At 69.9% G+C, this 26514-nt stretch carries 27 protein-coding genes, 1 tRNA gene and 1 riboswitch; of the genes, 9 read left to right on the top strand and 19 right to left on the bottom strand.

Annotation, left to right across the window (positions count from 1 at the left end):
- Window positions 1–176: 176 nt before the first annotated feature.
- The 4 genes from FNH13_RS19715 to FNH13_RS04375 form a co-directional block, all read right to left on the bottom strand.
- A complete protein-coding gene (locus FNH13_RS19715; protein ID WP_267873006.1) occupies window positions 177–302 on the bottom strand; it encodes a hypothetical protein in 126 nt (41 codons plus the stop codon).
- Between the two features lie 376 nt (window positions 303–678).
- Window positions 679–754: transfer RNA gene (locus FNH13_RS04385), tRNA-Thr, on the bottom strand.
- Window positions 755–905: 151 nt separating this feature from the next.
- Window positions 906–1646 carry a transglycosylase family protein gene (locus FNH13_RS19805; RefSeq protein ID WP_143782349.1) on the bottom strand — a complete coding sequence of 247 codons (741 nt, stop codon included), beginning with the start codon at window positions 1644–1646 and terminating at the stop codon, window positions 906–908.
- An 8-nt stretch (window positions 1647–1654) separates the two neighbouring features.
- A riboswitch (cyclic di-AMP (ydaO/yuaA leader) is annotated at window positions 1655–1794 on the bottom strand.
- Between the two features lie 188 nt (window positions 1795–1982).
- Complete coding sequence (locus tag FNH13_RS04375; protein ID WP_143782348.1) at window positions 1983–3938, bottom strand: serine/threonine-protein kinase; 1956 nt, start codon at window positions 3936–3938, stop codon at window positions 1983–1985.
- Window positions 3939–4127: 189 nt separating this feature from the next.
- Between FNH13_RS04375 and FNH13_RS04370 the strand changes: the two genes are divergently transcribed.
- Entirely contained in the window at window positions 4128–5582 is a 1455-nt protein-coding gene (locus FNH13_RS04370; RefSeq protein WP_165700018.1) for an alpha,alpha-trehalose-phosphate synthase (UDP-forming), read from the top strand.
- Window positions 5579–6343, top strand: coding sequence for a trehalose-phosphatase (gene otsB, locus FNH13_RS04365; protein ID WP_143782346.1), 765 nt, complete (start codon window positions 5579–5581; stop codon window positions 6341–6343). Before FNH13_RS04370 ends, otsB begins: the two co-directional genes overlap by 4 nt.
- A gap of 23 nt (window positions 6344–6366) precedes the next feature.
- Here the strand turns inward: otsB and FNH13_RS04360 are convergent, their stop codons facing one another.
- The 4 genes from FNH13_RS04360 to FNH13_RS04345 form a co-directional block, all read right to left on the bottom strand.
- Window positions 6367–7371 carry a LacI family DNA-binding transcriptional regulator gene (locus tag FNH13_RS04360; RefSeq protein WP_143782345.1) on the bottom strand — a complete coding sequence of 335 codons (1005 nt, stop codon included), beginning with the start codon at window positions 7369–7371 and terminating at the stop codon, window positions 6367–6369.
- A gap of 25 nt (window positions 7372–7396) precedes the next feature.
- Window positions 7397–8338, bottom strand: coding sequence for a sugar ABC transporter permease (locus tag FNH13_RS04355; protein WP_143782344.1), 942 nt, complete (start codon window positions 8336–8338; stop codon window positions 7397–7399).
- 1 nt (window position 8339) lies between these two features.
- Window positions 8340–9941 (bottom strand): ABC transporter permease subunit, encoded by a 1602-nt coding sequence (locus FNH13_RS04350; protein ID WP_143782343.1) that lies wholly within the window; start codon window positions 9939–9941, stop codon window positions 8340–8342.
- A gap of 112 nt (window positions 9942–10053) precedes the next feature.
- On the bottom strand, window positions 10054–11424 hold the full coding sequence (locus FNH13_RS04345; RefSeq protein WP_143782342.1) for a sugar ABC transporter substrate-binding protein: 1371 nt from the start codon (window positions 11422–11424) through the stop codon (window positions 10054–10056).
- Between the two features lie 309 nt (window positions 11425–11733).
- Between FNH13_RS04345 and FNH13_RS04340 the strand changes: the two genes are divergently transcribed.
- Together FNH13_RS04340 and FNH13_RS04335 are read left to right on the top strand one after the other, a co-directional pair.
- Window positions 11734–12816, top strand: coding sequence for an ABC transporter ATP-binding protein (locus FNH13_RS04340; RefSeq protein ID WP_143782341.1), 1083 nt, complete (start codon window positions 11734–11736; stop codon window positions 12814–12816).
- Window positions 12817–12841: 25 nt separating this feature from the next.
- Window positions 12842–14083, top strand: a complete 1242-nt coding sequence (locus FNH13_RS04335) for a DUF4032 domain-containing protein (RefSeq protein WP_143782340.1) — start codon at window positions 12842–12844, stop codon at window positions 14081–14083.
- A gap of 192 nt (window positions 14084–14275) precedes the next feature.
- Here the strand turns inward: FNH13_RS04335 and FNH13_RS04330 are convergent, their stop codons facing one another.
- The 3 genes from FNH13_RS04330 to cysS are packed head-to-tail and all read right to left on the bottom strand — an operon-like array spanning window position 14276 to window position 17144.
- Complete coding sequence (locus FNH13_RS04330; protein WP_165700017.1) at window positions 14276–14731, bottom strand: NUDIX domain-containing protein; 456 nt, start codon at window positions 14729–14731, stop codon at window positions 14276–14278.
- A gap of 1 nt (window position 14732) precedes the next feature.
- Window positions 14733–15683, bottom strand: a complete 951-nt coding sequence (gene rlmB / locus FNH13_RS04325; RefSeq protein WP_143782338.1) for a 23S rRNA (guanosine(2251)-2'-O)-methyltransferase RlmB — start codon at window positions 15681–15683, stop codon at window positions 14733–14735.
- A 3-nt stretch (window positions 15684–15686) separates the two neighbouring features.
- Complete coding sequence (gene cysS / locus FNH13_RS04320) at window positions 15687–17144, bottom strand: cysteine--tRNA ligase (RefSeq protein WP_202878865.1); 1458 nt, start codon at window positions 17142–17144, stop codon at window positions 15687–15689.
- Window positions 17145–17399: 255 nt separating this feature from the next.
- Between cysS and FNH13_RS04315 the strand changes: the two genes are divergently transcribed.
- From FNH13_RS04315 to FNH13_RS04305, 3 genes are read left to right on the top strand one after another with little or no spacing between them, the layout of a single operon-like run.
- Window positions 17400–17813, top strand: coding sequence for a DUF6069 family protein (locus tag FNH13_RS04315; RefSeq protein WP_165699938.1), 414 nt, complete (start codon window positions 17400–17402; stop codon window positions 17811–17813).
- A 17-nt stretch (window positions 17814–17830) separates the two neighbouring features.
- Window positions 17831–19090 (top strand): sensor histidine kinase, encoded by a 1260-nt coding sequence (locus tag FNH13_RS04310; RefSeq protein ID WP_165700016.1) that lies wholly within the window; start codon window positions 17831–17833, stop codon window positions 19088–19090.
- The gene (locus tag FNH13_RS04305) at window positions 19087–19713 is read left to right on the top strand and encodes a response regulator transcription factor (RefSeq protein WP_143782334.1); all 627 of its coding nucleotides are present in this window, start codon (window positions 19087–19089) and stop codon (window positions 19711–19713) included. Before FNH13_RS04310 ends, FNH13_RS04305 begins: the two co-directional genes overlap by 4 nt.
- A 43-nt stretch (window positions 19714–19756) precedes the next feature.
- Here the strand turns inward: FNH13_RS04305 and FNH13_RS04300 are convergent, their stop codons facing one another.
- The 6 genes from FNH13_RS04300 to FNH13_RS04275 all read right to left on the bottom strand — a co-directional run bounded on the left by FNH13_RS04300 (window position 19757) and on the right by FNH13_RS04275 (window position 23207).
- Window positions 19757–20212, bottom strand: a complete 456-nt coding sequence (locus FNH13_RS04300) for an SRPBCC domain-containing protein (protein ID WP_143782333.1) — start codon at window positions 20210–20212, stop codon at window positions 19757–19759.
- A gap of 61 nt (window positions 20213–20273) precedes the next feature.
- Window positions 20274–20786 (bottom strand): YidC/Oxa1 family membrane protein insertase, encoded by a 513-nt coding sequence (locus tag FNH13_RS04295; protein ID WP_143782332.1) that lies wholly within the window; start codon window positions 20784–20786, stop codon window positions 20274–20276.
- A gap of 3 nt (window positions 20787–20789) precedes the next feature.
- Window positions 20790–20975, bottom strand: a complete 186-nt coding sequence (locus FNH13_RS04290; RefSeq protein ID WP_143782331.1) for a hypothetical protein — start codon at window positions 20973–20975, stop codon at window positions 20790–20792.
- 71 nt (window positions 20976–21046) lie between these two features.
- A complete protein-coding gene (locus FNH13_RS04285; RefSeq protein WP_143782330.1) occupies window positions 21047–21370 on the bottom strand; it encodes a DUF6412 domain-containing protein in 324 nt (107 codons plus the stop codon).
- A 107-nt stretch (window positions 21371–21477) separates the two neighbouring features.
- Window positions 21478–22104: an MBL fold metallo-hydrolase gene (locus tag FNH13_RS04280; protein ID WP_143782329.1), complete on the bottom strand. Its 627-nt coding sequence runs from the start codon at window positions 22102–22104 to the stop codon at window positions 21478–21480.
- The gene (locus FNH13_RS04275; RefSeq protein WP_143782328.1) at window positions 22101–23207 is read right to left on the bottom strand and encodes an S-(hydroxymethyl)mycothiol dehydrogenase; all 1107 of its coding nucleotides are present in this window, start codon (window positions 23205–23207) and stop codon (window positions 22101–22103) included. The genes FNH13_RS04280 and FNH13_RS04275 overlap by 4 nt, the downstream gene beginning before the upstream one ends.
- Before the next feature lie 169 nt (window positions 23208–23376).
- Between FNH13_RS04275 and FNH13_RS04270 the strand changes: the two genes are divergently transcribed.
- Complete coding sequence (locus tag FNH13_RS04270; RefSeq protein ID WP_143782327.1) at window positions 23377–23760, top strand: hypothetical protein; 384 nt, start codon at window positions 23377–23379, stop codon at window positions 23758–23760.
- Here FNH13_RS04270 and ispF read toward each other — a convergent pair.
- Window positions 23757–24302: a 2-C-methyl-D-erythritol 2,4-cyclodiphosphate synthase gene (ispF, locus tag FNH13_RS04265; RefSeq protein ID WP_143782326.1), complete on the bottom strand. Its 546-nt coding sequence runs from the start codon at window positions 24300–24302 to the stop codon at window positions 23757–23759. The two genes, FNH13_RS04270 and ispF, sit on opposite strands and share 4 nt — an antisense overlap.
- A gap of 38 nt (window positions 24303–24340) precedes the next feature.
- On the opposite strand from ispF, the gene FNH13_RS04260 reads away from it, so the two are divergent.
- On the top strand, window positions 24341–25294 hold the full coding sequence (locus tag FNH13_RS04260) for an LLM class F420-dependent oxidoreductase (protein ID WP_143782325.1): 954 nt from the start codon (window positions 24341–24343) through the stop codon (window positions 25292–25294).
- On the opposite strand, the gene ispD is transcribed toward FNH13_RS04260, so the two are convergent.
- Entirely contained in the window at window positions 25275–26513 is a 1239-nt protein-coding gene (gene ispD, locus FNH13_RS19800) for a 2-C-methyl-D-erythritol 4-phosphate cytidylyltransferase (protein ID WP_321169215.1), read from the bottom strand. The genes FNH13_RS04260 and ispD overlap by 20 nt on opposite strands.
- Between the last annotated feature and the right edge of the window lies 1 nt (window position 26514).

Here is a 26514-nt window from a genome sequence, read left to right as displayed (position 1 = left end):
CACGCTGTTCCCGAACCAGGGACAGTGCATCGCCCTGTCCAACTCGCTATCGCATCTGACGGCCGCCAACATCGGGCCGGTCACGTTCGAGGCGTCTCCGTTCGGGACCGTTGCTCGCGGCCTGACGCCCCGAGGAGCTGGCACACGTGGGTCGGCCCCTTCGCCCACGCCACGACCTACGACACCAGGAGGACCGTCCCACGCACCCAGGCCGACCCCGGTCGTGAAGTGTTGACCACCACCGTGCCGGTGTCCCTGTCCCGCGCCGGTGCTGGCACGGCCTCGGTAGTGACTGTCACCATGACGTTGACTCCTCAGGACCAGGCCTTCTCCTTCGTCCCAGCTGGACAGTACGGATCCTTGGGCAACACTGCGTGGGAGCTCGTCGGAGACCCGACCATCTCCGACCCGTCGATGGTGACGACCTGGACCTTCCGCTCGACCGCACCGCTGACCCGGGGCGTGGCCTCACCGGCTACGCCACCGGCACCGGCTCTGGGTGGTATCTGCCGCGACGGTGACCCGGCGCGGGCACCCGCGATCCATGCAGCTGAACGCATCCTTCACGCTCCCGCGCGGGCACGTGTGAAGGATGCGTGCACGTGCACCGCGATGGCCGACCAGGCCGCACCAGGGCCATGCCACCCACCCGGCATACCTCTCCTCGACACTGACCGTTGGAGCCCCCGACAGGAGTCGAACCCGCGACCGTCCGCTTACAAGGCGGATGCTCTACCAACTGAGCTACAGGGGCGTGCCGCTGCTGGGCAGCGACGCAGGAGCCGACCACGGCGGGCGGCAACGACGACGATGCTACCTGCCTGTCGGCATCCGCACCGCCTTGGCCGAAACGTTGCGGGCCCGGTGCCAGGGACTCGCACCGGGCGCGCAACGTCGCGGTCAGCTCAGCCGATGACGTTGGCGTTCAAGTGCTTCTGCAGGGCGAGGACCGTCCGGTAGTTCATGAAGGTCGACCCGTCGCGGGAGAGGCCGAGGTAGTCCTGCAGCGCCGCCTGGGACTTCGGGCCCCAGATCCCGTCGGGATAGGCACCGACCTTGGTCTGCAGGGCCCGCGTCGTGATCGGACCGAAGATGCCGTCCTGGTAGGTGCCGACCCAGCGCTGGATGGCCGTGGTGGTCAGCGGTCCGCGGATGCCGTCGCGCGCCAGTGGCGCCATCGCTGAGTGCCCCCCGCCGCGTGAGGCGGAGCCGTTGTCCCTCGGCTGGGCGGGGGCGGGGGCGGGCGCAGGACTCGGAGCGGGGGTGGCACCGCCGTTGTCCCGCGTCAGCCCGGCTCGCACGGAGCAGACCGGCCAGGCGCCCGGGCCCTGGACCGCGAGGACCTTCTGGGCGATGGTGATCTGCTGGGACTTGGTGGCCTGGTGGGCATAGGGGGCGTAGGCGCCACCGCCGAACCCGGTCCAGGTCTGGGGGTGGAACTGGAGACCCCCATAGAAGCCGTTGCCGGTGTTGATCGACCAGTTGCCACCGGACTCACAGGCGGCGACGCGGTCCCAGACGGACTCGGCGCTGGCACCCGGGGCGGTGAGACCGATGCCCGCCACAGCCACGGCAGCGGCGACGGTCAGTCCTCCGACTCGTCGGGCGATGGGCTTGCGGGGTGCGCGATGCTTGGCAGTTGCCATGGTGGATGAACCTTCCTGACAGTGCGCCTACGGAGTTAGCTGTCGGGTTCGGGCGGTCAGGTGCCCGGCCGCTGACGCGGCTTCACCCCAAGACGCCGCAGCGGGCGTCGATGGTGGGTTCCCCATCCTCGTCTGGCGCCCGGACGGTCCGGGATGCGTGCCCTGGTGACGAGGTTCGGCGCCTCAGGGGCACACGCCGTGGGTGTGCTCTGGCCTATGCAGTTGTGGTCCGCAGGGGGCGAACCGAAGTGCCCAGACTAACCACAGTTGTGGCCCTAGCGGAGGCAGGTTGTGGACAATCGAGACTTCTGTGCAGGTCACGCCCCGGAAAAAACTTCAGGGCCGAAGTGCCTGCGGGATCAGGTCCAGGAACGGCGGTGCATCCCAGGTGGTCGGCCACCAGGACACCTGGTTGCCCTGGAGCAGCGCCCAGACCAGGAGTGCCAGACCGCCGACGAGCAGCACACCAGCCACCGCGGTGGTGATCGTGGGGTGCGGCAGCACAGAGCGCACCATGGTGCGGGAGCCGCGGCGCAGGGCGAGCCCGCCGGGCCCCCACCAGGCCATCAGCATGCCCAGCAGGCTGCCCACCGCCATGGGGAGCGAGTCGGCGACGCCCACCTGCAGCAGTCCGGACTCGGTCAGTCCCCCTGCGGTGATGACGGTCGCCGCAATGGCGAACGCGACCGGGAGCAACAGTGCCAGCCCGGTGGACAGGGCCGCCACGAACAGGTGCCAGGGACTGGTCAGCACAGTGACCGGCATGTCCGAGCGGCGTGGGCCGGCCTCGTGGCGACGCAGCACCAGAGAGGTCACCACGTGGTCGACCGCTCGAGCCGCGACCGACCAGATGACCAGCAGTCCCCAGGCGAGCAGCGGCGCCACGGCGGCGATGCCGACCAACGCCACCAGTCCGGTGGCCAGGGTCCCGGTGCGCATCGGTCGTCCGATGCGTGGGTCCGGGCCGCGTGCCGGCTGGCCGAAGCCCTGGGGCCCCGGGGCGGCGTAGGGCGACTGCCCGCCGGCCGTGTAAGGCACGGGGCCCTGCGAGGCGTAGGGCCCCTGATTGCCGTGGACCGGTTGCGGGCTGCTCGGGCGAGGAGCGCTTCCCGCCGTGCGCTGTCCGGCGCCCGGCCCATTCGGCTGACCGGCCGGGGCAGGATAGGAGCGTCCCAGCGGTGCGGCATACCCTCCGGCAGGTCCGGCCTGTCCGGCACCCTGCCCGGCTGGTCGCTGGAGCGGCGCCTGACGGGTCTGGGGAGTGGGCGCCATCGGCTGGACGCGTGTCGGGTCCACCCGCGGGGTCACCGCCGTGTGCGGCGACCAGCTGTCGCCGGAAACGGCATCGGTCCTGGCATGGACCTGGGTGTCATCAGCATCCGGGGCAGGGCGCACACCTGCGCTCCGGACCCGCACGGTCAGCGCCTCGGTCACCGGACGGTGAGCGGCGTAGAGCTCCAGCGCGCGCATGACCTCGTCGCTGTGTGGCCGTCGCTCGGGCTCTGGGTCCAGGGCGGCCGCGAGCAGCGGGCGGATCGCGGGGTCGACGTCGTCGAGCTGGGTGCGGCCGCGGATCACCCGATCCAGGACGACGCTCATGGGCCCACGACCAAACGGCGGCGTGCCGCTGTTGGCGAAGGCGAGGGTTGCCGCCCAGCCCCACCAGTCGGTCGCCTCGGTGACGGCACCGCCCTCGACGACCTCGGGCGAGAGATAACCAGGTGTGCCCATCACCAGTCCGGTCATCGTCAGCCGGACGTCGTCGGCGACCTGCGCGATGCCGAAGTCGATCACCACCGGGTCGGGGCCGACCATGAGGACGTTGCCCGGCTTGAGGTCGCGGTGGACGATCCCGACGCCGTGGATCGCGGTCAACGCCTCGGAGAGGCCGCGTCCGAGGTCCACCAGGGCTGCACCGGTGACCGGCCCCTCCGCGGACACCACGTGGTCCAGCGGTGGCCCGGGGACGAACTCGGTGACGATATAGGGCGCCGGGCCCTCGGTGTCGGCGTCCAGGACAGCGGCGACCCGTGGACTGCTGACCCGCGACAGGGTGGCCACCTCGCGGGAGAGCCGGGTCCGGGCATCGGGGTCGTGGGCGATGTGCGGGCGCAGCACCTTGATGGCCACGTCCCTGCTGCCGTCCTCGGGTCCGCCATCGGGCCGGGCGCGATAGACGACGCCCATGCCACCCTCACCCAGGCGCCTGCCGAGGGTGTAGATCCCGAGACGCCGTGGCGTCTGCGGGACACCCTCGGCGTGCCCACCGAGGGGCGTGGTCTCCGGGCTCATGGTCTCCACCGTATTGCGTCTCCTGGTCACAACAGTGCCAACTCGCGTGCCCACCACCCCGCGGATCGCGGGATGCCAGGGCTCCGACTAGGCTCGAAGGACAGCAACGATCGGGGCACCAGGATGGTTTCCCTCACGACCTGATGACCGTTCGTCCTCGCGATCTGACGGCCATATGACGGCACAGGAGTGGTTTTGGTTTCCGCGGCAGGCACCTTCGACTTCGTCGTGGCGGCAAACCGCCTGCCGGTCGACCGGGTCGTCGAGGCAGATGGTTCGGCGCACTGGCAGACCAGCCCCGGCGGGCTGGTGAGCGCCATGGACCCGGTGATGCAGGGACGCCGGGCCGCCTGGGTCGGGTGGGCCGGCGACCCCACCGACGAGATCGCCCCCTTCGACCGGGACGGCATCCGACTGCACCCGCTGATGCTGACCGTCACCGAGATCCAGGATTACTACGAGGGCTTCAGCAACGAGACCCTGTGGCCGCTCTATCACGACGTCATCGTGCCGCCGCGCTACCGACGCCGGTGGTGGGCCGCCTACGAGCGCATCAACACCCGGTTCGCCGAGGCGGTCGCCGACCTGGCCGCCCCGGGAGCGACGGTGTGGATCCACGACTACCAGCTCCAGCTGGTGCCCAGCATGCTCCGGGCAGCGCGCCCCGACCTCAGGATCGGCTGGTTCAACCACATCCCGTTCCCGCCGGTCGAGTTGTTTGGGCAGTTGCCCTGGGGCCGCTCCGTCCTCCGCGGCCTCCTCGGCGCCGACTTCCTGGGCTTCCAGCGCACCAACGACGCCGGCAACTTCATGCGGGCCTGCCATCAGCTCCTGGGCACCACCTCCACCGGAGACGTCGTCTCCTGGGCCGGTGCCGACGACGACCTGCTGGGCGCGGAGCCGCGCCGGGTCCGCACGGGCGCGGTGCCGATCTCGATCGACTTCACCTCCATGGACGAGCTCGCCAGGGAGCCGGCGGTGCGCCACCGGGCCGCCGAGATCCGGGCATCCCTCGGCGATCCGCAGACGGTGCTGCTGGGCGTGGACCGTCTCGACTACACCAAGGGCATCCGGCACCGGCTGCGAGCGATCTCCGAGCTCTTTGCTGACGGAGAGATCACCACGCCGGACGTCACCCTGCTGCAGATCGCGACGCCGAGCCGTGAGCGGGTGCGGGCCTACCAGGAGCTGCGCAGTCAGATCGATGGACAGGTGGGCCGGATCAACGGCGACTTCTCCGGCATCGGGGCCAGCGCCGTGCACTATCTGCACCACTCCTACCCCCGCGAGGAGATGGCCGCGCTCTATCTCGCCGCCGACGTCCTGCTGGTCACCCCCCTGCGGGACGGCATGAATCTCGTCGCCAAGGAGTATGCCGCCAGTCGCTGGGACGGTGGCGGCGCCTTGGTCCTCAGCGAGTTCACCGGTGCCGCTCAGGAGCTGAGCCAGGCGTTCCTGTGCAACCCGCACGACATCGTCGGCCTGAAGCAGACCATCCTGCGCGCCATGCGCGAGGACCCGGCCGCACTGCGCAAGCGCATGCTGGCCATGCGTCGACGGGTGCGCACCCATGATGTGCACGCCTGGGCCCGTCGCTACCTCGACGCGCTGGAAGCCGCCCCCGGGAAGCCGTCCCGCGGATGAGCGGGGCAACTGCGCTGCTCCAGGCGCTGGAGCAGTTCGCGACCCTCCCCCGGGTCCTGATCGCCGTCGACTTCGACGGCACCCTCGCCCCGCTGGTCGACGAACCCATGGCCGCGCGGGCCCTGCCGGGCAGCCTGGACGTGCTCACCGACCTGGCTCGCCTCTCGGACACGGTGGTGGCTGTGGTCTCGGGACGGGACCTGTCGACCCTGCGTCAGCTCACGGGCGTGTCCGATCCGGTCCTGCTCGTGGGCAGTCACGGCGTGGAAACCTCCTACGAGGAGCCCGCTCCGCAACCGGGCCCCCGTGAGCGGGCTCGCTTCGCCGCTCTTGAGGCCGAGCTCACCGACGTGCTGCGCGCCCATCCGCTGGCCCGCCTCGAGCGCAAACCGCACTCGCTGGTGCTGCACACCCGGGGTCTGCCCGAGGACGCGGCGGCCACCGCGCTGCGTGCCGGCCAGGACGTGGCCGGCCGCCACCCGGACCTGCAGGCCACTCCCGGCAAACAGGTCCTGGAGCTCGCCGTCCGACACGTCGGCAAGGGGGTCGCCCTGCGCGACCTGGCTGCTGCCCGGCAGGTCGACGCCACCTTTTATGTCGGCGACGACGTCACGGACGAGCGAGCCTTTCAGGACCTAGCGCCGACCGACCTGACCGTGCGCGTGGGCCCTGGCCAGACCCTGGCCCGTCATCGGGTGGACAACGAGCGTGCGGTGCTCAGGCTGCTGCGCGCGCTGTGGGCGATGCGCAACGCCCGCTGACCACGAGTCACGGCGTCCCCGGCTCAGGTCGTGGGGGCCGCACCGGTCGAACGACGCAGGATCAGTTCTGGGGCAAAGAGATACTCGCGGTGCACGACCTCCTCGCCCTGGATCTCCTCCAGGATGGCGGTCACGGCGGCCTCGCTCATCGACTCGACGTCCTGCCGCACGGTCGTCAGCGGCGGGTCGGTGAAGCCGATCAGCTGCGAGTCATCGGATCCGATCACCGAGACGTCCTCGGGCACGCGGAGTCCGTCCTGGCGCGCCGCGCGCACCACTCCCAGCGCCATGATGTCCGAGCCGCAGACCACGGCGGTGACACCCTGCTCGAAGAGCTTCCGCCCGGCAGCCGCGCCGCCCTCCACCGTGAAGAGGGTCTTCTGGACGAACTGCTCCGCCCCCGGCAGGAGCTCATCCATCGCGGCCCGGTAGCCGTCAGTCTTGCGCTGCACCGGCACGTAGCGGGCCGGGCCGGTGGCCAGCGCGATGCGGGTGTGCCCGAGATCGCGCAGGTGCCGCACCGCCAGGTGCATCCCCGCGACGTCGTCGTTGGAGATGAAGCTTGCCTCGATGCCGGCGCGCCAGCCGTTCAGCAGAGCGATCGGCAGTCCCCGCTCACGCAGCGCCACGTAGCGCTCGATCCCGGCCTTGGTGTCGGCGTGGTAGCCGCTGATGAAGATGATGCTGGCCACGCCGCGGTCGAGCAGCATCTGGACGTAGTCGTCCTCGTGCATCCCACCGGGCACCTGGGTGCACAGGACCGGGGTGTAGTTGGCGGCCGCCAGCCGGGTCTCCACCGCCTGCGCAAAGGCGGGAAAGATCGGGTTGGTCAGCTCGGGCACCACCAGGCCGACCAGGCCGGCACTGTTGCGGCGCAGCTTGCTGGGGCGTTCGTAGCCGAGCACGTCGAGCGCGGTGAGGACGGCCTGCCGGGTCGCCGGCGCCACGCCTGGACGGTCGTTGAGCACCCGGCTCACCGTCGCCTCACTGACGCCCGCGTGCTGGGCCAGGTCCGCGAGCCGGCTCATCGGGCACCTTCGCTGGTCACTGGCACTACTTGACCGAGCCCTGGGTGAGCCCGCCGATGAGCTGCTTCTGCAGGGACAGGTAGACCGCCACAGGAGGCAGCGAGGCGATCAGCGCCCCGGCGCAGAACATCCCGAAGTACTTGTTGCGGTCGGCCAGGTTGAGCGAGTAGAGCCCGACGCCGAGGGTGCGGCGCTCCTGGTCGAGCAGGAAGATGCTGGCCAGCATGAACTCGCCCCACAGCGCCACGAACGCCAGGATGCCCACCGTCGCGAGGATGGGTGCGACCAGCCGCAGGGTCATCGTGAAGAAGATCCGTGCGTGGCTGGCGCCGTCCATCATGGCGGCCTCGTCGAGCTCCTTGGGGATGGTGTCGAAGTAGCCCTTGAGCAGCCAGACGTTCGCGCCCATCGAGCCGCCCAGATAGACCAACAGCAGACCCCACAGCGTGTTGAGTCCGATGCTCGGGATCACCTCACCAATGCGCAGGAACATCAGGTAGAGCGCCGGGAAGGCCAGCAGCGCCGGGAACATCTGGGACAGCAGCAGGGCCAGCAGTCCCGGGCGTCGCCCCTTCCACCGCAGGCGGGAAAAGGCGAAGGCCGACGCGGCACCGATGAAGACCTGGAAGAAGGTGCCCAGGCCGGCAATGATCAGCGAGTTCTGGAACCAGCTCCAGAACGGGAAGGTCGCCGAGTCGAACAGATCGGTGAAGTTCTTCAGCGAGAAGGACGTCGGGATCGGGGAGGCGCTGTTCAGCGTGCCGGCGGGGTTGAGCGCGGCCGAGACCACGAACATCACCGGGAACAGCGCCCAGACCAGCGCCAGGATGGCCAGCGCGTGCCGCCACCAGACACCGGTGCGCGGCTTCTGACCGACCGGACGGACCTCGACCGCGTCAGTCTCGGTCGTCGGGATCGCGGCCTCGGCGGGGACGGCGCCGGGCGCGCCCGCGGCAGGCTGAGTCATCTCAGTTCACCTCTTCGAGAGCCTTGGACTGGCGGAACCCGGCATAGCTCAGGGCTCCGACCAGCAGGAAGATGATGATGCTGACGGCCGAGGCGAGCCCGATATTGGGGCTTCCCGACTCCAGCGCCAGACGGTAGGCGAAGGTGATCAGCAGGTCGGTATTGCCCACCTGGCTGTTGGTGGCATCGAACGGACCACCGCCGGTCAGCAGATAGATCAGACCGAAGTTGTTGAAGTTGAAGGCGAAGGAGGCCACGAGCAGCGGGCCCACAGCCACCAGCAGCAACGGCATCGTGATCGACATCAGCGTCCGGACCGGGCCAGCCCCGTCAACCGAGGCAGCCTCCTTAACGTCCCCGGGGATCGACTGCAGCGCCCCGGTGCAGATCAGGAACATATAGGGGAAGCCGAGCCACAGGTTGGTGATCAGCACCGCGGCTCTGGCCGCCCAGGGATCACCGAGCCAGTCGATATTCAGCCCGGTGATGTCATTGATCATGCCGAAGTCCTGGTTGAACATGGCCGCCCAGACGATCGCGGTCACAAAGATCGGCAGGGCATAGGGAAGGATCAGCAGGGACCGGTAGATCCCCTTGCCCTTCAGCCGTGGGTCGTTGAACAACAGCGCCAGCAGCATGCCGAGGATGAACGTCGAGCCGACGCTGACCAGCGGGAAGACCAGGTTCCAGAGGAAGATCTTGAGGAAGCCGTTGCGCAGGCCCGAGTCGGTGAAGATCGAGGTGAAGTTGTCGAAGCCGACATTCTCGGTCCACCCCGTCGGCAGGGCGGCTCCTTGCCCGTCCTGGGGCACGAAGTTGCCCTCGTCTGCCACATAGACCCGACCCTCGATCGTGGTCATCGTGTCGGTGGCCTCGTCGTAGGTCGTGGTCGCCCGGCCGACGAAGGCCTGGGTGCCGGTGGCCGCCTTGATCCCGGCATCGCCCTCCATGGGCACCGCGAACTCCGAGACGTCCTGAGCGCGCTGGTTGGCCTCGACCAGGGTCAGCACCTGAAATCCCGGGGCGGTGGCGATGGTGCCATTGCCCCGCAGCGTGACCCCGTCGACGGGCAGGGGTTCAAGTCCCTCCAGCGTGCCGACGAAGAGTTCCTGTCCGTCCAGGATGTTGTCTGCGTCCGCGTCCTCCGCGGCGGGCCTGGTCAGCAGGAAGGAGAGTTCTGCCGTGGCGATGGTGTCAGCCTCGGGAATGGCCACGGACAGTCCGTAGCGGGCCGAGTCCGGCTCGGGGCGCACCGACTGGGCCTGGATGGCCTCGATCGCCTCCTCCTTGGACAGCGAGTGCCCGTCGCCGTAGTTGGTGAACGCGGTTGCCACCGTGTAGGCGATCGGCCAGACCTGGAAGAGGGTCAGCAGGATGAGTCCGGGCAGCAGATACTTCAGGGTGATGCCGCGGCGGCTGGAGTAGACCACCAGCACCGCCATCGCGATGAAGGCCGCGACCGTCACGATGATCCAGGACCCGCCCTCGACGGCACGCCAGGCCAGATAGGTGCACCCCAGCAGGGTGAGCAGGATCAACAACCACTTGACTGCAACGACCCACGGTGGGGTCGGAGTCGGCGTGCCGACGGGGGCTTGCGACATCTGGGCTCCAGGGTGACGACGGTGTCGGAGGGCGGTCCACGGCGTTGGGCACGTGCAACCGACGGGTGGAGTATGCCGACGGGCGCGTCGGCATACTCCACCCCAGGTGTGACTACTTGCTGGTCAGCGTGCCCGCGACCTCGGTCTGGGCCGTTCCCATGCGCTCGGCGGGGTCGTCACCGTCGACGATGTCGGCGGTCGCCTTGCCCAGCGGGCCCCAGACGGCGTTCATCTGCGGGATGTTTGGCATCGGGACCCCGCCCTCAGCGGCAGCTGCCCACGCCTCGATGTCCGGGTCAGCGGACTGGACCTGCTCGGCCGCGGCGCTCAGGGCCGGGGGACGACGGTCAGCCTCGAACATCCCGACCTGGATCTCCTCCGTGGGGACGTACTCCTGCACGAAGGTCTGCGCGATCTGCGGGTTCAGCGACTCGGCAGAGACATAGAACGCCTGGACGCCCAGGAACGGAGCGGTTGCGCCGCCGTCCTCGAAGTCCGGGATCGGGTCGATCGCGTAGTTGATGCCACCGGTCGTGATCTGCTCGATCGCCCACGGGCCGGAGACCATGTAGGCCGCCTTGCCGTCGACGAAGTTCGGGATGACGTTGGAGGCGTCCTGGTTGGTGCTCAGCGCACCGACCTCGCCGAGCCACCCCAGCTTCTCCGCGCCCTTGAGGGTCTCCGGGGAGTCGAGGATGGCCTCGCTACCGTCGAAGCCACCCTCGTCCAGCAGCGGGAAGATGCCACCGCCATAGGCGGACAGGTACGGGTACATCGAGTAGGCGTTGCCCTCCTTGCCCAGCTCCTGGGCGAGGATCAGCTCGGTGTCGCCGGCCTCGACGAGGGCCTCGCCGTTGGCGACGAGCTCCTCCATGGAGGCCGGGGCCTCCGGGGCCAGATCGGTGTTGCGGATCAGGGCGAGGGACTCGACCGAGTAGGGCACGGCATACAGCTGGCCCTCGAAGGTCACGGCCTCGATGGACTCGGGCACGAACTGCTCGGCCACGTCCGGGGCGATCTGCACGGGGGCCACCACGTTGTTCTGGACGAGCTCGCCCAGCCAGTCGTGCGCACCGATGGTGATGTCCGGACCGGCGCCCTGACCCACGGCGTCCTTGAACTGCTCACGCAGCTTGTCCTGCGCCACGATCTGGACCTTGACCTCGACGCCGGTGTCAGCGGTGAAGGTCTCGGTCAGCGGCTGGATCGCCGCGGCGCGCAGGTCGTCTGCCCAGATCACCAGGCTGGTGCCGTCAGAGGCAGCCGGGGCGCCGGCGGTCTCCCCTGCGGCGTCCCCCTCGGTCTCGCCGGCGGCATCGCCGTCGTCGGTGGTCTCGGCGTCATCACCCGCAGGCTCCTCGGCACCGTCCTCCGCGGCCGGGGTCGTCGAGCTCGGGTCGTCGGACTCGGTGTCGCCACCGCAGGCGGTCAGCAACAGGGCAGTGATACCTGCCATCGCGATCGCGCCGGTCGTGCGCTTCATGTGCTCTCCTTCGAACAAGGTCCTCCGCGGGGCTCGCGGTGGCCGCAGCCGGTGCTCGTCCGAACAGGACGGGGGCTAGCCGGACTCGGCGTGGGATAGCATGACACCAACCTTACAGAAACTGCAAAATCTTGCAGATGGAGTACGGTGACTCTCAGTCACGGGCAGTGCCGCCGGTGACCGGCCCTCACGGGTCGGGACTCTCGGGGCACACCTGCCCCGGCTACTGCCCGTCGGCACCCGCCGACGGGACCGTCCTTTACAACGGATCGTCCGGCACGTTCCTGCCGGTGAAGGAGAAGTCCCCTTATGGCAACTGTGACCTTCGACAAGGCCACCAGGATCTATCCCGGCTCGGACACCCCGGCCGTGGACTCCCTCGACATCGAGATCGCCGACGGCGAGTTCCTCGTCCTCGTCGGGCCCTCCGGCTGTGGCAAGTCCACCAGCCTGCGGATGCTCGCCGGACTGGAGGAGGTCAACGACGGACGCATCCTGATCGGCGACCGCGAGGTCACCGACCTCCCGCCCAAGGACCGTGACGTCGCGATGGTCTTCCAGAACTACGCGCTCTATCCCCACATGACAGTGGCGGACAACATGGGTTTCGCGCTGCGCATCGCAGGCAAGTCCAAGGACGAGATCCGTCAGCGCGTCGAGGAGGCTGCCAAGATCCTGGACCTCGAGCCCTACCTGGACCGCAAGCCCAAGGCACTCTCCGGCGGTCAGCGGCAGCGGGTGGCGATGGGTCGCGCGATCGTGCGCCAGCCCCAGGTCTTCCTGATGGACGAGCCGCTGTCCAACCTCGACGCCAAACTGCGCGTGCAGACCCGCACCCAGATCGCGTCCCTGCAGCGGCGGCTCGGCGTCACCACCGTCTATGTCACCCACGACCAGGTCGAGGCCATGACGATGGGGGACCGCGTCGCCGTCCTCAAGGACGGCATCCTGCAGCAATGCGACCCTCCCCGCCGGATGTATGACCACCCGGACAACGTCTTCGTCGCCGGCTTCATCGGCTCCCCGGCCATGAACCTGATGGAGGGCTCGGTCAGTGAGGGGGGCGTCCGGTTGCCGGACTACGACCTGCCCGTCCCCCGCGAGTCGCTGGCCGGGGCCAGCGACCGTGTCGTGGTCGGCGTCCGCCCGGAAGACCTCGTGCTGTCCACGGACGGCACCGGCCTGCCGATCGAGGTGGACGTCGTCGAGGAGCTCGGCGCCGACGCCTACGTCTATGGCCGGTCGCCGGGTGCAGCGGCCGACGACAAGCCGTTCATCGCCCGCGTCGACGGCCGCACGCCACCGATGAAGGGTGAGGTGGTGCACTTCGTGCCCAAGTCGGACCACCTGCACGTGTTCGACGCTGTGTCCGGCCTGCGCCTCGGCGACTGACCGACCAAGACCCAGGACGACCGTCATGGCCCTGCAGATCACCGCCGCCCGACCGGATCCGGCGATCTTCGACCTGCCCTGGGACGTGCCGCTGGAGGACTGGCCAGAGCATCATCTGGCCGCCCTCCCCCGCGGTATCTCCCGGCACGTGGTGCGCTTCGTGCGGCTGTCCGGGCGGGTCATCGCGGTCAAGGAGATCAAGGCTGAGCTCGCCCAGCGGGAGTATCAGACCCTGCAGCTGCTGCGCCGTCTCGGGCAGCCCGCTGTCGAGCCGCTGGCCGTGATCGCGGGGCGGACCGACGCGCAGGGCCACGAGCTGGATGCGTGTCTGGTCACCCAGCACCTGAAGTTCTCGCTCCCCTACCGGGCGATCTTCAGCCAGCGGCTGCGTCCCGACACTGCCCGCCGGGTGCTGGATGCACTGGCCGTCCTGCTGGTGCGTCTGCACCTGGGCGGGGTCTACTGGGGCGACGTCTCGTTGTCCAACACCCTGTTCCGCCGGGACGCGGGTGAGTTCGCCGCCTACCTGGTCGACGCCGAGACGGCCGAGGTGCACAACCAGCTCAGCAACGGCCAGCGCAACCACGACCTGACCATCGCTCACGGCAATATCGCCGGTGAGCTGATGGACCTGGCCGCGGGTGAGCTGCTTGCCGAGGATGCCGACGCCCTGGAGATCGCGGACCGGCTGATGCACCGCTACGAGTTGTTGTGGCGCGAGCTGACCGCCACCGAGCGCTTCGAGCACGGCGACCGGTGGCGGGTGGATGAGCGGATCCGCCGGCTCAACAACCTGGGCTTCGACGTCGGCGAGCTGGAGATGAGCACCGACCTGGACGGCACCCACATCCAGATCGAGCCCAAGATCGTGGACGCCGGACACCACAGCAGGCGCCTGCTGAGGCTGACCGGACTGGACGTGGAGGAGAACCAGGCCCGGCGTCTGCTCAACGACCTGGATGCCTACAGCGCCTCGCAGGACCGGCAGAACGAGGACGAGGAGCTCGTCGCCCACGACTGGCTGGCCAGCATCTATGAGCCAGTCACCCGCACCGTCCCTCCGGAGCTGCGCAGCAAGTTGGAGCCCGCCGAACTGTTCCACGAGCTGCTCGAGCACCGGTGGTATCTCTCCGAACGCGCCGACCAGGACGTGCCCCTGGAGCATGCCGTCGAGGACTACGTGGCGACCGTCCTGCCGAGCAAGCCGGACGAGGTGGCGGTCCTGGGGCTGGACACCCAGGAGATCCCAATCCGCACCAAGGGCTGACCGCTCCGACAGCTGCACCGACTGCCCCACCATCTCGCGTGTCGCGCACAGCTCCGCTACCGCTGTGGCGTGTCCGGCGCTGGGGCACCCATGTCGCACACAGCTCCGCGACCGCTGCCGCGTGTCGCGCACAGTTCCGCTATCGCTGTGGCGTGTTGGGCGCTGGGGCACCCATGTCGCACAGCGACTGACTCAGTTGACGTCCCCGAGCCAGGTCGGACGGGTCTCGGGGTCCTCCTGCAGCCAGGTGGCCAGGCGTCGCGGATACAGCGGGGACCCGATGAGTTCCGGGACCGGCACCCACTGGACCCCGGTCTGGTGGGTGTCGTGCTCGACGGCCGCCGGGTCGGGGTCGGGATCGAGCAGGTGGCACCAGAAGAACAGTTCCGTCTGTTGGAAGCCGGTGTCCCAGTCCGGGAAGTGGCGGGCGCCGAGGTAGTCGCGGCCACAGGCCAGGTCGCCCACGCGGACGCGGTAACCCGTCTCCTCCAGGACCTCGCGCGCGACGTTCTCCTCCTTGGTCTCACCGAAGTGCTGGCCGCCGCCGGGCGTGAGCCAGAACTCGCCGGTCCGCCCGTGCAGCATCGTCACCAGCAGGCGTCCCTCGACCAGGACGAGACCGCGCGTGGCTGCCCGGACCCTGGCCATCTCAGCGTCGCCTCTGCCGCGCGATCTCATAGAGGGTGACCGCTCCGGCGATGCCGGCGTTGAGCGACTCGGTGATCCCGGCCATCGGGATGGACACGATCTGGTCGCAGGTCTCCCGCACCAACCGGGACAGACCCTTGCCCTCCGAGCCCACCACCACGACCAGGGGCTGGTCGGCCAACTCCAGGCCGGGCAGGTCCACGTCTCCGTCGGCATCGAGTCCGATCACGAAGAAGCCGGCCCGGCGATAGTCCTCCAGGGCGCGCGTGAGGTTGGTGGCCTGAGCCACCCTGACCCGTGCCGCCGCCCCTGCCGAGGTCTTCCAGGCGGCCGCGGTCATGCCCGCCGAGCGACGGGCCGGCACCACGACACCGTGCCCCCCGAACGCACCGACCGAGCGGATGATGGCCCCCAGGTTGCGCGGATCGGTGATGCCGTCCAGCGCCACGATCAGGGGGGTGCCGGGCAGCTCGACGTTGAGCAGGTCCTCGGGGTGGGCATAGTCGTAGGGCGGGATCTGCAGCGCCACACCCTGGTGGACCGATCCGTCGGTGAGCCTGTCAAGCTCACCGCGGGGAGCCTCCAGCATGGCGACCCCCTGCCCGCCGGCCAGCTTGATGATCTCGCGCACGCGGTCGTCAGAGTCGATGCGGGAGGCGACGAACAAGGTAGTGGCGGGCGCGTGGGTGCGCAGGGCCTCCAGCACCGAGTTTCGGCCGGCCACGATCTCGGTCGACGCCTTGGGGCTGCTGCGTCGCTGCGGTCGCCGGGGTGCGTCGGCCCGTTCCTGGCGGCCCGCCTGCCGGGCGGCCGCGTGCCCGGTGCGCTCCGTCGCCTTGGGCGTCGGGCCGCGGCCCTCCAGCCCCTTGCGCCGCTGTCCGCCGCTGCCGACCTGCGGTCCCTTCTTGGCGGCCTTGCGGACCGCGCCCTTGCGCTGGGAGTTGCCTGCCATGGTCTACCTCGTCCCTGCGTCGGAGGCCAGCGACCAACGGGCGCCGGCCGGGGTGTCCTCGATGATGACGCCGACGTCCGCGAGCTGGTTGCGGATGCTGTCGGCGGTGGCAAAGTCATGGTCGGCCCGTGCTGCGGCCCGGGCGTCCAGCTGAGCGCGCACCAGCGCGTCGAGGACCGCGTCGCTGGCTCCGGTGGCGCCGGAGGCACCCCAGATCGGGTCGAAGGGACTGATGCCCAGCACGTCGGTCATCGCCAGCACCGCCAGGAGCGTATGCCGCACCGTCGCCCGATCGGCCCCGCCCGCCTGCTCGAGGGTCTTGTTGCCCTCACGCACCGCGCCGAACAGGACGGCGAGCGCCTCCGGCACGTTGACGTCGTCATCCAGTGCGTCCGCGAAGCCCTGCGGCACGTCCGTGCCCGCTGCCTCGTCGCGGAGTGTCTCGGGCGACTCTCCAACCACCTCCAGCGCGCGCTGCAGATAGCCCTCGATCCGCTCGACCGCGGCCTGGGCCTCCTCCAGTGAGCGGTCGCCATACTCGATGGTGGACCGGTAGTGCGCGGCGCCCAGGTAGTAGCGCAGGACGAGCGGTGGCACGGTCTTGGTCAGCTCGGCGACGGTCAACGTGTTGCCCAGCGACTTGCTCATCTTCTCGCCGCTGAGGGTGACCCAGGCGTTGTGCATCCAATAGCGGGCGAAGCCGAGCCCGGCCGCCCGCGACTGCGCCTGCTCGTTCTCGTGGTGCGGGAAACGCAGGTCGACCCCGCCACCGTGGATGTCGAAGGTGTCGCCGAGGTACTTGCGGGCCATCGCCGAGCACTCCAGGTGCCATCCCGGGCGCCCGCGACCGTAGGGGGTGGGCCAGCTGGCGGTCTCCGGCTCTCCCTGCTTGTGACCCTTCCACAGCGCGAAGTCGCGGGGGTCGCGCTTGCCGCGGGGGTCAGCGTCGGTGGCCGGCTCCATGTCGTCGAGCTTTTGGTGGGTCAGCTCGCCATAGTCGGGCCAGGAGCGCACGTCGAAGTAGACGTCTCCGCTGTCGTCGGCGGCCGGATAGGCGTGACCACGCTCGATGAGCAGGTCGATGAGCTCGATCATCTCGGAGATGTGCCCGGTGGCGCGCGGCTCATAGGTCGGGGGCAGCACCCCGAGTCGTTCCAAGGCCTGGGTCGTTGCCCGCTCGTGGGTGTAGCTCCACGCCCACCAGGGCCGGTCGTGCTCGGCCGACTTGTTGAGGATCTTGTCGTCGATGTCGGTGACATTGCGCACCAGCGTCACGTCGTAGCCGTGGCCGCGGACCAGCCAGCGCCGCAGGATGTCGAAGGCCACCGCGAAGCGCACGTGACCGATGTGCGGCACACCCTGAGTCGTGAGTCCACAGATGTAGAGGCCCACCCGACCCGGCTCGACGGGTTCGAAGTCCCGCAGTTCACGGGTGGCGGTGTCATACAGGCGCAGGCTCACCCGCGTAAGGCTACCTGCGTCTTCGCGCTGGTCCCGCACGCTTGCGTCACCACCGCCCACACAGCCGTCACCCCCACCCGCGACGGCGGGCAGCTGCGTGGCACAGGACAGATGTCCTGCCAGACCCAGGACATCGCCTTCTACCCCGGCGACAGCGGGCTTCCTAGCGTTGAGGTCATGCGAAACCAACTCCGTGAAGACCCCTCGACACCCGCCACCGCCATGACTGGAACGAAACCGACCACAACAGGGCCGATGGCCCAGCGGTCTGCCTCGACGCAGAGACATCCACTCGTCGTCGCGGTCGCCACCGTGGCCGCACTCCTGACCTGGCTCGTTGCCGATCCCGTCCTAGGCGTCGACCTTGAAGTGCTCACGACCCCCGGCGGCGATGCCACGAGGCTGGTCTCCGCCGGAGCCATCGTCAGCTCGACCATCATCGTCGGCCTGCTGGGCTGGGCCCTGCTGGCCGTGCTGCAGCGGATCTCCGGACGGGGAACCACCATCTGGCGCTGGACCGCGACCACCGTGGCCCTGCTCTCCCTGGCCGGCCCGCTGACCCTCGCCCAGACAACGGCCGCAACCGTCGTGCTCACTGTGCTCCACGTCGTCGTCGCCGCCATCCTCCTGGTGGCCCTGCCCGTTCAGGGTTCCGCCGGACGGAAGTGAGCGTAATGTGGAACGGCGTGGCACCCCTGGACGAACGGCACCAGTCGTCCGACGCCTGCCTCGGTCCGCCGGCGCGGCACTCCCGCAGCCCGCTGGCGCGCTACGGCTCGTGGCTCATCCTGATCTGGGCGCCCCTGCTGCTCGGCGCCTACGTCATCGCCGCGGCTCAGGAGCGCCAGTGGCGGGACATGGTGCTCCTGCTGTCCGCGTGCGCAGCATTCGCCGTGAGCATCGTCAGCGTCTACCGCCCTCCCCCGCTGCGGCGACTCACCCCACCCGCCTGGGCCCCGCTCGGTCTGCTGGCGGCACTCGTGGTCATCATGGTGGCCACGGTGCGCACCGTGCCCGCCTCCGAGCTCGCCTTCATGGGCGTGGCCCTCGTGGCGATCGCGACAGCCGTCGTGCTCCCCTCACGGGTCGCGCCGGCGGTGGTCGTGCTCATCGGCTGTGCCGCAGCGATCACCGGGCTCGTCGCGGGCTGGGGCTGGGGGTTGGCGAGCTGGCTCGGCGTCACGACGGTGCTCAGCGGGATGGGCACCTTCGTCATGCACTACCTGACCGCCACCATCCGTGAACTGGACGCCACCCGGGTCCAGCTCGCCGAGGCCGCAGTGAGCGCCGAGCGGCAGCGCTTCTCCCGCGACCTGCACGACCTGCTCGGCCACACCCTGTCGGTCGTCGTGGTCAAGGCCGAGGCGGTGCGCCGCCTCGCCGAGACCGACCCCGCCGCTGCCGCGGCGCACGGCGCTGAGATCGAGACCCTTGGCCGGTCTGCGCTCACCGAGGTGCGACAGGCGGTCGCCGGCTACCGCGAGGGTGGCCTGGAGGACGAGATCTCCCGAGCCGCGGCGGCGCTGCGCGCTGGCGAGATCCGCCCGGACATCGGTCACGTGCCCCACGGACTTGACCCCGGCGCCGAGCGCCAGCTCGCGTGGGCGGTGCGCGAGGCGACCACCAATGTGCTGCAGCACTCGGGTGCCACCACCTGTCGGATCCAGGTGGAGCTGGACCCGGGGTGGGCCCGCGTCACCGTTGCCGATGACGGACACAGCACCCCAGAGCGTATGCCGACCGGCTCCGTTCCCACCGGGCATCGCGGGAGCCGGACCGGCACCGGCCTCACCGGGCTACGGGAGCGGCTGGCGGAGCGCGGCGGCACCGTGACCGTCGAGCGGCGACCGGAAGGCTTCACGCTCGCCGCCGAGGTGCCCCACGCCACCACCCGTTCCCCGCAGGCTGCTGACGCCGGTCGCCGTGGTCGGCAGGAGCACCCATGACCGACGCCGATAAGGCTGTCACCCGCATTCTGCTCGTGGAGGATCAGGGGATGCTCCGGTCCGCCCTGGCCTCGCTCCTGGACGTCGAGCCTGACCTCGAGGTCGTGGCGCAGATCGGTCGGGGCGACGAGATCCTGCCCGCCGTGGCCCAGCACCGGCCCGACGTGGCCCTGATCGACATCGACCTGCCCGGGGGCAGCGGTCTGGACGCCCTGCCCCAGTTGGCGGCGGACCACCCTGACTGTGTGGCGATCATCGTGACGACGTTCGCCCGGGCGGGTTATCTGCGTCGCGCGATGACGTCAGGAGCACGTGGGTTCCTCGTCAAGGACGACCCGGTGGACCAGTTGGCCGCAGCTATCCGGCGGGCTCTGGCCGGGGACATCGTGGTGCAGCCCGATCTGGCGCTGGCGGCACTTCGTGCTCCAGACAACCCGCTGACCGCGCGGGAGCAGGAGGTCCTGCAGGTCTCCGGTGGCGGTGCCACCGTGGCCGACATCGCCGCCCGGCTCTACCTGTCGGAGCACACGGTGCGCAACTACCTGTCCTCGGCCATCGGCAAGACCGGGACCCGGAACCGGGCCGAGGCACGCGCCGTGGCCCAGGACCACGGCTGGGTCTGAGCCCGGCCCCGGCAGGCAGGTCGACCCTCTGGCTCTGACGCAGTCAGTCGCTGACGGCCGTCGCGGCGAACCGTTCGAGCAGATGGGGCCACTCGGTGAACGTGCGACGCGCACGGGCGTTGTCCTCCTCCCACCCGCCGTGGGTGAGGGTGACCAGCGTGCCGCCGTCGGCCGGGGTGAAGTCGACGGTGAGCGTGGTCGGATGGTCCCGTGGCAGGGCCAGGTGGAAGCTCATCGCGAAGCAGACGCCGATCTCCCACTCGAGCACCTCACCGATCGGATAGTCCTCACCGTCGTGGTGCAGGGCCACCACCCCGCCCTCGACCTCCTCCACGTCCGCACCCTCGAAGGAGCGTGGGTCCGGGGTCAGCCGCGGGTCCCACCAGTCACCGAAACGCTCCGTGAACACCTCGAAGGCGTGCACGGGGTCGACGTCAACGTGGCGCGTCGCGACGATGGGGTCGAGGATCAGCTCCCGCTGGAGCTCCGGCTGGGTCATGGGCACACCTCCTGCAGTGGGTCACCCAAGTCTGCTCCCGCCAAGCGCCCTGCGCTAGTGGCTAGAGCGTGACGAGACGACGCACGGCATACCGCTCGAGCAAGGTCCACAGAGCACTCGTGACCAGATAGAGCCCGGTGCCCAGCGGCAGCACCGCAACGGCGAAGACCGAGCCGAAGGACAGCCACGACATGACCTGCTGCATCGTCTCGGCGACCTGAGCCTGGGCAGGGTCCCCACCCGGTGCGGGGGCGATCAAGGAGGCCCGCGTCTGGCGCATCGTCAGGTAGGCCACGACCAGGGAGATGGCGATGAGCCCGAGAAACACGGGCAGGCCGGTCCCCGCCGTGGCCAGGTGTGCCGTCAGCGGCGCACCGAACAGGGTGTGGTGCAGCAGCGCGTTGTCCTGCCCCGCGATCTGTGGTGCCGAGAACAAGCGGTAGACGACCATGATGACCGGCATCTGCACCAGCGCAGGCAGGCATCCCGCCACCGGTGAGACCCCCTCGCGACGGTGCAGCTCCAGCATCTCCTTCTGGAGACGCTCGGGGTCCTTGCCGTGCTTGGCCCGCACCTCCTACAGCTGTGGCGCGAGGCGTTGGCGGTGCAGGGTCGCACGGTAGGTCGCGCGGTTCAGCGGGTGCAGCACCAGTCGCACGAGAACGGTCAGCAGGACGATCACCAGGGGCATCGGCAGCCACTGGGCGGTCGCATCGATGAGGTGATGGAAGGGCAGGAGCACAGGGTCGAGAAACGAGAGCATGGGAAACCTCCGGAAGCAACGGGACGGGGAGCGTCTCGGAGGTGTTGCGTTGCTGACAGGCGGCAGAGCGCTCAGGCAGCGGCGAGCACGGGCACCTCCGGGGCGGTGTGCCCCGGAGCCCTCGGTTGCGGCTTGCCCGCGAGGTCCGGCTCGAGCATCGGGATGGGCGTCCGGTCCCACTGCCTGCGAAGGCGGTTGGCACCGGGGATCACCGCCCCGGACCCGGTCACCGCCAGCGTGGCCGCGTTGGTGGTGACCGTCATGCTCACCAGCAACAGCACGCCCAGGCCGACGGCCATGGTGGCCGCGTCGGCGGAGGTGGCGGCCAGCGCACCGACCAGGACCGTGCTCAGCAGCATCCCCAGCAGGGAGCGACGACGGTCGATCAGATGCACGAGATCGAGGATACGCGACCGACTAGACCCTCACGTGACGTGAGGGTCTAGTCGACTTGGGCACGCAACATACGGCTGCGGTCCGCGCTCCGGGCCTCGCGCTGTCGTCAGGCTCCGCGGTCGATCCACTCCTGCCGGTGCGGCTTCTCGGCGCCGATCGAGGTGTCATCACCGTGACCCGTGTGCACCACCGTCTCCTCCGGCAGGGTCAGCAGCTTGTCGGTGATCGAGGCGACGATGGTGTCGAAGTCACTGAACGAGCGCCCGGTTGCGCCCGGCCCGCCCTGGAACAGCGTGTCGCCGCTGAAGACCACACCCAGCTCCGGCACGTGGAAGCAGCAGGCGCCCGGGCTGTGACCGGGGGTGTGCAGCACGTGGAGGGTCACTCCGGCGACCTCGATGGTCTGCCCGTCAGCGAGCTCGTGGTCCGGGCTGGCGTCATACACCCGGTCCCACAGCATCCGGTCCTCCGGATGGAGGTATGACGGGGCGCCGGTCGCGGCGTGGAGGTCACCCACCGCACCGATGTGGTCATCGTGCGCGTGGGTGAGCAGCACTGCCTTGACCGTGCGGTCGCCAACGACCTCACGGATCGGCGCGACGTCGTGGGGTGCGTCGATGACGACGCACTCGGTGTCGTCCCCGATCACCCAGACGTTGTTGTCAACCTCCCAGGTCCCGCCGTCCAGGCTGAAGGTGCCGCTGGTCACTGCCTTGTCGATGCGCGCGGTCATGCCGTCGCTCCCTTCTTGTCGAGGATCACGACGGAGCGCAGCACGTCGCCGCGCTCCATCTTGCTGAAGGCTGCCTCGACGGACTCGAGGGGGATGGTCTCGGTGACGAAGGCGTCGAGATCGAAGCGGCCCTGGCGATAGAGGTCGATGAGCATCGGGAAGTCGCGGGAGGGCAGGCAGTCGCCATACCAGCTGGACTTCAGCGAGCCGCCGCGACCGAAGACGTCCAGCAGGGGCAGCTCGATCATCATCTCCGGGGTGGGCACCCCCACCAGGACGACCGTGCCGGCCAGGTCACGGGCATAGAAGGCCTGCTTGTAGGTCTCGGGACGGCCGACGGCGTCGACGACCAGGTCGGCACCGAAGCCGCCGGTCAGCTCCTGGATCGCCACGACCGGGTCACGGCCAGAGCTGTTGACGGTGTGGGTGGCGCCGAAGCTCTTGGCGCCCTCCAGCTTCCGCTCGTCCAGGTCGACGGCGATGATCGTGGTGGCCCCGGCCAGCGCCGCACCGGCGATGGCGGCGTTGCCGACACCACCGCAGCCGATGACGGCGACCGAGTCGCCTCGACCGACCCCACCGGTGTTGACCGCGGCGCCAAAGCCGGCCATGATCCCGCAGCCCAACAGTCCTGCGGCAGCGGCCGAGGCCTCCCGGTCGACCTTGGTGCACTGGCCCGCGGCCACCAGGGTCTTCTCGATGAAGGCGCCGATGCCCAGCGCCGGGGAGAGCTCGGTGCCATCGGTCAGCGTCATCTTCTGGGTGGCGTTGGCGGTGTTGAAGCAGTACCAGGGCTGCCCCTTGGCGCAGGCCCGGCACTGCCCGCAGACGGCTCGCCAGTTGAGGATCACGAAGTCGCCGGGCTCCACCTCGGTGACTCCCTCGCCGACCGCCTCGACGACGCCAGCGGCCTCATGTCCCAGCAGGAACGGGAACTCGTCGTTGATGCCGCCCTCGCGGTAGTGCAGGTCGGTGTGGCACACCCCGCAGGCCTCGACCTTGACCACCGCCTCCCCCGGTCCCGGGTCAGGCACGATGATGTCGACGACCTCGACATCGGCTCCCTTGCTGCGGGCGATGACTCCCTTGACGGTGCTGGGCATGGCATGACTCCTCGGGTGGTCGGTGCGGCTGGCCCCAATCTAGGCCGTCGGCATTGGCCCAGCACCCCCGCCCTCATATCCGCCCACGCGCCTCCGTCGCCCAGCCTGCCCGGCCCTCGCGCCACCGCCGGAGCCAGGGCCTGCACCGAGGACGCGTTATCCTGCCGCGGTGAGTGGGGACACAACCAGGACCTCGAGCGAGCACCATCGTGCGGACGTGACCTCGCCGGTGCCACCCGACGAGATGCGCTGCCCGTGCGGCAGCACGGTGCTCCGGCCGCACACCGGCTTCTGGAGGCGGCTGTGGTGGTACTTCCTGCTGCCGGTCATCACCCTGGGGATCTATGCCTTGATCGCCCTCATCGGGGCGGCAGCCGCGCAGGACTATGCCGCAGTCGGGGTGGCCATCGCCCTGCTGCCCGTGTTGTCCGCCGTGATCGTGTGGATCACGCTGCGGGTCTTCCGCCACCGCGGATGGTGCCTGGTCCGGCGCACGGTGGCCTGGTGGTTCTGGTGGCCAGGAACCCTCCTGGTCCTCCTGGCGAGCTTCTAACCGGCCAACTTCTCACCGCCCGACTTCTCACCGGCCGAGCTCTCACCAGCCGAGACCACCAGGGCGGTGGCGATGGCGGCCATGCCCTCGCCGCGCCCGGTCAGACCAAGACCGTCGGTCGTCGTGGCCGAGACCGACACCGGGGCACCCCCGAGGACAGCGGACATGGCGGCGGCCGCCTCGGCGCGCCGCGGCCCGACCTTGGGACGGTTTCCGATCACCTGGACGGCTACATTTCCCACCGACCACCCCGCCTCGGCGAGCAGCCCGAGCACCTCGGCGAGCATGTCCGCCCCGCTGGCGCCGGCCATCTCGGGACGGTCGGTGCCGAAGACCGTCCCCAGGTCACCCAGGCCTGCGGCCGACAACAGCGCGTCGCAGGTGGCGTGGGCGGCCACGTCGCCGTCCGAGTGCCCCTCGATGGCGCGCTCGCCCGGCCACTCCAGGCACCCGAGCATCAGCACCTTCCCGCTTGCCTCGGGGGCATAGCCGTGCACATCGACACCGGTGCCGACACGGAACGGGGTCGCGGGGGCGCTCATGGCGCCACTCTAGAGCGGCGTGCGCCAGACTGGGCCGCATGCACCTCCGTCTCTTCTGCGAGCCCCAGCAGGGTCTGACCTACGACGACCAGCTGCGCGCGGCTCGCACCGCCGAAGCATGCGGCTTTGACGCCTTCTTCCGTTCCGACCACTATCTGGCGATGGGCGAGGGCGACGGCCTGCCGGGGCCCACAGACTCCTGGGTGACACTGGCCGGCCTGGCCCGGGAGACGACCACCATCCGGCTGGGCACCCTGGTCAGCTCGGCGACCTTCCGACGGCCCGGGCCGACCGCCGTCGCGGTGGCGCAGGTCGACGCGATGAGCTCGGGTCGGGTCGAGTTCGGCCTCGGCTCCGGCTGGTTCGAAGCCGAGCACACGGCCTACGGCATCCCGTTCCCGGAGATCGGCGACCGCTTCGACCTGTTCGAGGACTCCCTCGCGGTCATCACCGGGTTGTGGGCAACCGGGCCGGGGCAGACGTTCTCGTATGCCGGTCCGAGCGTCACCGTGACCGACTCACCCGGCCTCCCCAAACCGGTGCAGCACGACCCGTTCTCGGGCGGTCCGCCGATCATCATCGGCGGCCAGGGCAAGCGTCGCACTCCCGCGCTCGCTGCACGCTGTGCCGCGGAGTTCAACGTGGCGTTCACGTCCGTGGCAGCGGCCGAGACCCAGTTCTCGCGGGTCGATGCCGCCTGTGCGGCGGAGGGACGGGATCCGGAGAGTCTGATCCGGTCGGTGGCGCTGGCCACGGTCGTCGGTCGCGACGAGGAGGAGTTCCGCCGCCGCGCAGCGGCGATCGGACGGGAGCCCGCGGAGTTGCGTGAGCACGGGTTCGCCGGCACCCCCGCTGAGGTCCTGGACACCCTCGGGACCTGGGCCGAGCGGACCGGCGTCAGCCGGGCCTACCTGCAGATGCTGGACCTGTCCGAGGACGCGGTGGACCACGTGGAGCTGATTGCCGCGGAGATCATGCCTCACCTGCCCTGACGGTCTCCTCGGACTCTCCCGCCTCGAGGGCTTCCTCGATCCGAGCGACGAGGTCCTCGACCCCACTCCCGGTGGTGTCCAACTGCAGAGCGGCCTCCGGCCAGGGGCGGTAGTCGTGAGCCTGGACCGAGGCCCAGTCCGGGACCTCGTGGCCGGGGATGTCCCCCTGGCGAGTCTGCACGCGGGCACGGTGCTCGGCCGTGGCACAGGTGAGGTTCACCTCAAGCACCGTGGCTCCGGCACGGGCGCCCGCCTCCCGCCACGCCCTGCGGGTCTCCGGCAGCGGGTTGACCGAGTCAGCGACGACGTCGAGGCCCAATCGGAGCTGATCGACGGCGAGGGCGTAGGCCGCGGCATAGCCCTCCGGTCCGATCTGCGTGGCACCGGCTCGCTTCAGGGCCTGCTCGATGGTGTCCACCCGCACGTGCACCGCACGACGGGGCCGGGCCCAGTTCTGCGCCAACGTTGTCTTGCCCACCCCTGGTGGGCCGCCCAGGACGAGCAGGACCGGGAGACGACCGGTTCCGGCGTCCGAGGCGACCAGCGCGGAGGGGATCCAGGTGGCGATGGTGGCCAGGTCCTCGGGTCCGGTGACCTTCAGCGACCGCGGGTCGCCGTCGACGACATAGACCGTCCCACCGTTGGCCTCGACGAGGCCGGCGTCGTCGGTGACGGCACCACCGCCGTGCGCGTGCGCACTCTCCAATGTCTCTCGGAGGAAGCCTTGCGGGGTCTGCACGGCGCGCAGCACGCTGCGCTCGGGCGTGGACACCACGTGATCGCGCAGGTCCACCGCCTTGATCGTGTCGATGACCCGCACCGCCGGGATCACCGCCGCATGGCCGTGGCGGACGGCGGCCACCACACGCTGGAAGACCGCCGTGGGCGTGAGGGCACGGGCGGCGTCGTGCACCAGGACAATGCCCACATCGGCGGGCAGGGCAGCCAGGCCGGCGGCGACCGAGTCGGCGCGCTCGGCACCGCCCGCGACGACGCTGACCTGCACCCGCTCGGCGACCTCGGCGGTGACCTGGACCGCAGCCGCGAGTTCCGGCATACGGTCTGCTGGCGCCACCACGACGACGTGGGACAGGTCCGGACATGACAACACGCCCCGGAGGGCGTGTGTCACAAGCGGTGCTGCGTCAGGTCCGTGCCCGAGGGGCACCAGAGCCTTGGGCCGGTCGGCACCGAGGCGGGTGCCCCGGCCAGCGGCCACC

The sequence above is a fragment of the Ornithinimicrobium ciconiae genome, from assembly GCF_007197575.1.
Lineage (GTDB): Bacteria > Actinomycetota > Actinomycetes > Actinomycetales > Dermatophilaceae > Ornithinicoccus > Ornithinicoccus ciconiae.
The sequence above is the reverse complement of the archived record's forward strand: the minus strand, read 5'-3'. Positions and strand labels throughout refer to the sequence as shown.

Bases quoted from the DNA above. Each gene is read 5' to 3' on its own strand.
- FNH13_RS19715 (WP_267873006.1), bottom strand. From the start codon at position 302: ATGGTGACAGTCACTACCGAGGCCGTGCCAGCACCGGCGCGGGACAGG.
- FNH13_RS19805 (WP_143782349.1), bottom strand. From the start codon at position 1,646: ATGGCAACTGCCAAGCATCGCGCACCCCGCAAGCCCATCGCCCGACGA.
- FNH13_RS04375 (WP_143782348.1), bottom strand. From the start codon at position 3,938: ATGAGCCCGGAGACCACGCCCCTCGGTGGGCACGCCGAGGGTGTCCCG.
- otsB (WP_143782346.1), top strand. From the start codon at position 5,579: ATGAGCGGGGCAACTGCGCTGCTCCAGGCGCTGGAGCAGTTCGCGACC.
- FNH13_RS04360 (WP_143782345.1), bottom strand. From the start codon at position 7,371: ATGAGCCGGCTCGCGGACCTGGCCCAGCACGCGGGCGTCAGTGAGGCG.
- FNH13_RS04355 (WP_143782344.1), bottom strand. From the start codon at position 8,338: ATGACTCAGCCTGCCGCGGGCGCGCCCGGCGCCGTCCCCGCCGAGGCC.
- FNH13_RS04350 (WP_143782343.1), bottom strand. From the start codon at position 9,941: ATGTCGCAAGCCCCCGTCGGCACGCCGACTCCGACCCCACCGTGGGTC.
- FNH13_RS04345 (WP_143782342.1), bottom strand. From the start codon at position 11,424: ATGAAGCGCACGACCGGCGCGATCGCGATGGCAGGTATCACTGCCCTG.
- FNH13_RS04340 (WP_143782341.1), top strand. From the start codon at position 11,734: ATGGCAACTGTGACCTTCGACAAGGCCACCAGGATCTATCCCGGCTCG.
- FNH13_RS04335 (WP_143782340.1), top strand. From the start codon at position 12,842: ATGGCCCTGCAGATCACCGCCGCCCGACCGGATCCGGCGATCTTCGAC.
- FNH13_RS04330 (WP_165700017.1), bottom strand. From the start codon at position 14,731: ATGGCCAGGGTCCGGGCAGCCACGCGCGGTCTCGTCCTGGTCGAGGGA.
- rlmB (WP_143782338.1), bottom strand. From the start codon at position 15,683: ATGGCAGGCAACTCCCAGCGCAAGGGCGCGGTCCGCAAGGCCGCCAAG.
- FNH13_RS04315 (WP_165699938.1), top strand. From the start codon at position 17,400: ATGGCCCAGCGGTCTGCCTCGACGCAGAGACATCCACTCGTCGTCGCG.
- FNH13_RS04305 (WP_143782334.1), top strand. From the start codon at position 19,087: ATGACCGACGCCGATAAGGCTGTCACCCGCATTCTGCTCGTGGAGGAT.
- FNH13_RS04300 (WP_143782333.1), bottom strand. From the start codon at position 20,212: ATGACCCAGCCGGAGCTCCAGCGGGAGCTGATCCTCGACCCCATCGTC.
- FNH13_RS04290 (WP_143782331.1), bottom strand. From the start codon at position 20,975: ATGCTCTCGTTTCTCGACCCTGTGCTCCTGCCCTTCCATCACCTCATC.
- FNH13_RS04280 (WP_143782329.1), bottom strand. From the start codon at position 22,104: ATGACCGCGCGCATCGACAAGGCAGTGACCAGCGGCACCTTCAGCCTG.
- FNH13_RS04275 (WP_143782328.1), bottom strand. From the start codon at position 23,207: ATGCCCAGCACCGTCAAGGGAGTCATCGCCCGCAGCAAGGGAGCCGAT.
- ispF (WP_143782326.1), bottom strand. From the start codon at position 24,302: ATGAGCGCCCCCGCGACCCCGTTCCGTGTCGGCACCGGTGTCGATGTG.
- FNH13_RS04260 (WP_143782325.1), top strand. From the start codon at position 24,341: ATGCACCTCCGTCTCTTCTGCGAGCCCCAGCAGGGTCTGACCTACGAC.